The sequence below is a fragment of the Mesorhizobium sp. M7A.F.Ca.ET.027.03.2.1 genome (assembly GCF_003999175.1).
Taxonomy (GTDB): domain Bacteria; phylum Pseudomonadota; class Alphaproteobacteria; order Rhizobiales; family Rhizobiaceae; genus Mesorhizobium.
The window spans coordinates 1-5,296 of record NZ_RZOM01000367.1 but is presented as its reverse complement, the minus strand read 5'-3'; the positions used below and the strand labels follow the sequence as shown (position 1 = coordinate 5,296).

Here is a 5,296-nt window from a genome sequence, read left to right as displayed (position 1 = left end):
GCGCCGCAAAGGGCGGCGGCGCGCAGCGTCATAGGGTCGATGGCGCGCAAAGTGCCCACCAGCGGCAGGATCATGAAGGGCAGCATGATGTAGACCATGCCAATGGTGACCCCGGCCAGATTGTTGATAAGCGGCAGCGGCTCGTGGATGATGCCGAGCCCCATCAGTGCCCGGTTGATCACCCCCGTACGCTGCAGCAGCACCATCCATGCATAGGTGCGGGTGAGAAGGTTGGTCCACATCGACAGCACGATGATGCCGAAGACGATCGATCCCATGGCCGGCGGCATGATCGCCAGCATCCATGCAACGGGAAAGGCCACCAGGATGGTGACGGCGGTTACGACCGATGCGACCAGGAAAGTGTTGAGGAACACCCGCACATAGGTGCCGCTGCCGAACAGGGTCGCGTAGTTCTGCAGGCCCGGTTCAGGATCGGTTACGCTGCGCAGCAGCAGGGCCACCACCGGCATGATGAAGAACAGGCCGACCAGCAGCAGAGCCGGCAAGGCGCTGCCGCTGCCGGCCGGCAGGCCGGCGACTGAGCTGCGTCTGAAAGAAATTCCTTGCATCGAGCGGTCCTGTCCCGAAACGGGGCGCGCAAGCCGCGCGCCCGTCACCTGCAACGGCGTTACTTGGTCTGCCAGGCATACCAGCGCGTGGCGATCTCATCTCGATGCTCGGCCCAGTAGTTCATGTCGAGGTTGATCTGTCCCTCAACATGGGCATCGGGGAGTGCTTTGACGGCATCGGCGGGCATCTCAGCCTTGGCCTTGGTATTGATCGGCGCATAGCCGCTTGCCTCGGCGAATTTCGCCTGGCCGGTCGGGCTGGACGCAGCGGCAAGGAACTTCATCGCACTGCCCTTGTTCTTGGCGCCTTTCGGCACGACGAGCACGTCGGCGGCGGTGAGGTTCTGGTTCCAGGAGACTCCGACATCGGTGCCATCCTGCTGAAGGGCAAAGACGCGCCCGTTCCACAGTTGCCCGAAGGCGGCCTCCCCGGAAGCGATCAGCTGCTGTGACTCAGCACCGCCGCCCCACCAGACGATGTCGGACTTGATGGTGTCGAGTTTCTTGAAGGCACGGTCGAGGTCAAGCGGATAGAGCTTGTCCGCCGGCACGCCGTCGGCGAGCAGCGCGATCTCGATGACGCCGGGCGCCGACCATTTGTAGAAGGTCCGCTTGCCGGGAAACTTCTTGGTGTCGAACATGTCGGCCCAGCCGGTCGGTTCGCCCGTTACGGCACTCTTGTTCCACGCGAGCACGAAGGAATAATAGAAACTGCCGACGGCATGCTCATTGCTGAAGCGCGGGTCGAGATCGGCCCTGGGCACCAGGGAATAGTCGATCGGTTCCAGCAGCCCGTCCTTGGCGGCCTTGATGGCGAAGTCCATCTCCACGTCGACGACATCCCAGGTAACGTTGCCGGCATCGACCATGGCCTTGAGCTTGCCGTAGTCGGTTGGTCCGTCTTGCAGGACCTTGATGCCGGAGTTGTCCTCGAAGGGGGCTGCCCAGGATTTCGTCTGCGCCTCTTGCGTGGTGCCACCCCAACTTGTGAAGGCCATTTCATCGGCCTTGCCAGCGGTGGCGGCGAGCAGTCCGGCCAGCAAGCCGGTCAGAAACAATTTCATGATATTCTCCTCTGTTGGTCTGTTCTTGTTTTTCTCAATGCACCTGCGCCCCACATCCCTCAGCGCATGACGAAGGGATCCGGGATCGGCTCGTCCGACGTCTTGATCCAGACGGATTTCGAGCGCGTGTAATCTCTGATGGCGTCGAGCCCGCCTTCGCGGCCGAGACCCGACAGGCCGTAACCGCCAAACGGAACGAGCGGCGATACGGCGCGATAGGTGTTGACCCAGACAACACCGGCATGGATGTCACGCGCCATGCGATGCGCCTTGCCGAGATTGCTGGTGAACACGCCCGAAGCCAGGCCAAAGGGCGTATCGTTGGCGAGCGCCAGTGCCTGCGCCTCGCTGTCGAAGGCAAGCACGCTGAGCACCGGCCCGAACAATTCCTCGCGCACGCAAGGCAGGTCGCTGCCGCCGGCGTCGATGATAGTCGGCGCGTAGTAGAAGCCGTCGCCGGTTGGCCGCGTTCCACCGGTGACCAGTCTGCCGCCCGCGGCAAGGCTCTCCGCGACCACCTTCTCGATCCAGTCTCGCTGGCGCAGCGTGGCGAGCGGCCCCATTTCTGTGGCCGGATCCTGTGGGTCGCCGATGCGGATCGCTTCGGCCTTGCGCTTCAGCCGGACGAGGAACTCATCTTTTACCGAACGCTCGATCAGCAACCGTGACCCGGCGACGCAGCTCTGGCCGGTCGCGGCGAAAATGCCGGCGACAACCGCATTGGCGGCGCTGTCGAGGTCGGCGTCGGCAAAGACGACGATCGGGCTTTTGCCGCCGAGCTCCAGCGTCGTGTAGGCAAGGTTCTCCGCCGTATTCCTGACAATGGCGCGCGCCGTCGAGGGGCCGCCGGTGAAGGCGACGCGCGAGACCAGTTTGTGGCTGGTCAGGCGCTGGCCGCACTCATGGCCGAAGCCGGTGAGGATGTTGACGACGCCGGAGGGAAAGTCGGCTTCCTCGACGAGTTCGGCAAAAGCGAGCAGCGGCGCCGGACCATCCTCGGAGGCCTTGAGCACGATTGTGCAGCCCGCGGCCAGCGCCGGGCCGAGCTTGACGGCCGAAAGGAACAGCTGCGAATTCCACGGCACGACGGCGGCAACGACGCCGATCGGCTCGCGACGAATGGTGACGTCGAGATCCGGCTTGTCGATCGGCACATGCGCGCCTTCGTGCTTGTCGGCGAGCCCGCCATAATAGCGGTAGTAGTCGCCGACATAGGCGATCTGGGCGCGCGTTTCGCGGATGATCTTGCCGGTGTCGCGTGTCTCGAGTTGGGCAAGGCTCGCGGCATTGGCGGCGACGAGGTCACCGAGCTTGACAAGCAGCTTTCCACGCTCTGTCGCTGTCATCCTTCGCCATGGGTCTGAGCGCAATGCGCGGTGCGCCGCCTCGACGGCGCGGTCGACATCGGCTTCGCTCGCCACCGGCATCCTGGCCCAGGCCGCGCCGGTCGACGGGTCGACGCTGTCGAACGTGGCTGATGGCTCGTCGAAGCGGCCGTCGATGAAGTTCCTGAAAACAGCGTCGGTCATGGGCTCGCGATCAGAGGAAGGCCGGCATTACCCGGTCGATGAACAGTTTCAGCGATTTCGTTTTGCGCTCATGCGAAAGCCCGCTGTCGATCCAGATCGAATACTGGTCGTAGCCGAGCGCCTCATAAGCCTTCAGTCGAGCGAGGACTTCGTCGGCTTCGCCGATCACCAGATTCTGCCTGATCCTGTCCGGCGCGTATTGCGGCATGGCCGCGATCTCGTCCTCCGTCAGCGGTTCCAATATGCCTTGGTGCACCGGCTTCTTGTTTTGGAACCAGGCGCCGAACTGGCAGTAAAAGGCCGACAGGTCCTGGGTGAGGCGATCGGCATCGGCTGCGTCCTCGGCGACGAAGGTGTGCATCAAAAGCATAATCTCCGGCCGTTCGATCTCGGGATGCGCGGCGCAGGCTCCGTTGAAGCGCTGCATCAGGGTCGCCACCTCGTCGTCGCCAGAAGCCAGCGGCGTCACCTGCACCTTGCATCCATGGGAAACGGCAAAATCGTGCGAGTTCGGATCGCGCGCCGCCACCCAGATCGGGGGGTAGGGTTTCTGCAGCGGCTTGGGCGAGGAGGTGGTGGGCGGGAACTGCCAGAACTCGCCTGAGAGCTCGAAGTCGCCTTCCCAGAGGCCGCGGATCGCCGGTATGATCTCACGCATGCGCTGGCCGGCGCCCCAGGCGTCGAGGCCTGGAAAAATACGCTGATATTCATAACTGTAGGCGCCGCGCGCGATGCCGATGTCGAGCCGACCACCGCTAATGACGTCGGCCATCGCCGCTTCGCCGGCAAGTTTGATCGGATGCCAGAAGGGCGCGATCACGGTTCCGGTACCGAGACGGATCCGGCTGGTTTTGGCCGCGAGATAAGCGATATTGATAAAAGGATTGGGCGAAATGGTGAATTCCATGCCGTGATGCTCGCCGATCCAGGCGGTCTCGAATCCGGCCTGTTCGGCCATCAGGACCAACTCCTCGAGCTCGGTCACGAGCTCGGAATGCGGCTTGGCGAGGTCCGACCGTTCCATATGCACGAAGAGCGAGAATTTCATCGCTGGTCACCTGTGTTGGGTGCTGTGGAACCGGCGGTCCTGGCGAGCGGCCGGACCTCGCCTTCGACATCGTTGCCGACATAGACGCCGAATGCATCCACTGAGCATTCCTTGACATAGCGTGCGAGCATCGAGCGGATCGCCGGATCGGCGATTTTCAACTCCTCGATCGCGTGGATCCCGACCAGCCTGATGCCGCGATCGCTGGAAGCGGGCACGTCGAACGTGCCGCGATAGTAGACATGTGTGCGCGAAACATCTCTGGCATCGTCCCAGACGGCGAAAAGGAAGCCCAGCTTGGCCTCGATGGCCCTCGCGGCAAGCACCCCTCGCAGGCTTTTCCCATCGCCAGCCGCACCCAGACCCCGACCGCGCGGCAGTTCAAAACCATCCGCCGTGTCCAGGAACAGGATCCGGCCGCCATTCTCGAGGATGGCGCCGACATCGGTGCCGGGCTGGGTGGCTGCCAGCGCGTCCTGGCTGAGGCCGGGCGCGACATACGCGCCGCGGCAATAGCCGAGCGGCTGCGCGGAATTGTGCTCGAAATCGCGGACGCGGCCAATGAGGATCGAATGATCACCGGCATCGACCAGCCGCTCCATGTCGCAGTCGAAGGATGCGACGGAGCCGTCCAGCACGGGGCTGCCCGTTCGTCCCGGTCGCCAGGCAACGGCGGCGAACTTGTCGGCCGCTTTCGAGGCGAATATGCCGGACGCTGCCTTCTGATCCTCGTTGAGGACGTTGATGGCGAAGCTTTTCGATGTCGCAAAGACAGGATGGCCAACCGCCTTATGAGCGATGCAGACCAGCACCAAAGGTGGATCAAGCGACACCGAGGTGAAGGAGTTGGCGGTGAAGCCGCGCGGCTCGCCTTCGGGCCCGATGGTGGTGACGATGGTGACGCCGGTGAGGAAGGAACCCAGCGCACGGCGGAACTCGCTGCCGTCGAACCCGGTGTTCGCCGCGGCAGCGCTGTCTTGCTCGATCGCTTCGCCTTCTTTGAGGAAGTCGACGATATGGCGCGTCGTCAGGCCGGGATCCGCCACCGCCATCATATGCCGCTCGCCTGAGAGCACTGTGCAG

The 5,296-nt window shown here is 63.5% G+C and carries 5 protein-coding genes; all 5 read right to left on the bottom strand.

Translation table 11 applies throughout. The annotated features are described in order from the left end of the window. On the bottom strand, nucleotides 1–572 hold a 572-nt coding region (locus EN750_RS17185; RefSeq protein WP_145967737.1), incomplete at its 3' end, for an ABC transporter permease. 59 nt (nucleotides 573–631) lie between these two features. Then, nucleotides 632–1,636, bottom strand: coding sequence for an ABC transporter substrate-binding protein (locus EN750_RS17180; protein ID WP_127397116.1), 1,005 nt, complete (start codon nucleotides 1,634–1,636; stop codon nucleotides 632–634). A 59-nt stretch (nucleotides 1,637–1,695) separates the two neighbouring features. Next, nucleotides 1,696–3,165 carry an aldehyde dehydrogenase gene (locus tag EN750_RS17175; protein WP_127397115.1) on the bottom strand — a complete coding sequence of 490 codons (1,470 nt, stop codon included), beginning with the start codon at nucleotides 3,163–3,165 and terminating at the stop codon, nucleotides 1,696–1,698. 10 nt (nucleotides 3,166–3,175) lie between these two features. Continuing rightward, the gene (locus tag EN750_RS17170) at nucleotides 3,176–4,213 is read right to left on the bottom strand and encodes an LLM class flavin-dependent oxidoreductase (RefSeq protein WP_127397114.1); all 1,038 of its coding nucleotides are present in this window, start codon (nucleotides 4,211–4,213) and stop codon (nucleotides 3,176–3,178) included. Beyond that, the coding region (locus EN750_RS17165; RefSeq protein ID WP_145967736.1) for a flavin reductase family protein at nucleotides 4,210–5,296 on the bottom strand (1,087 nt) is incomplete at its 5' end. The genes EN750_RS17165 and EN750_RS17170, both read right to left, overlap by 4 nt.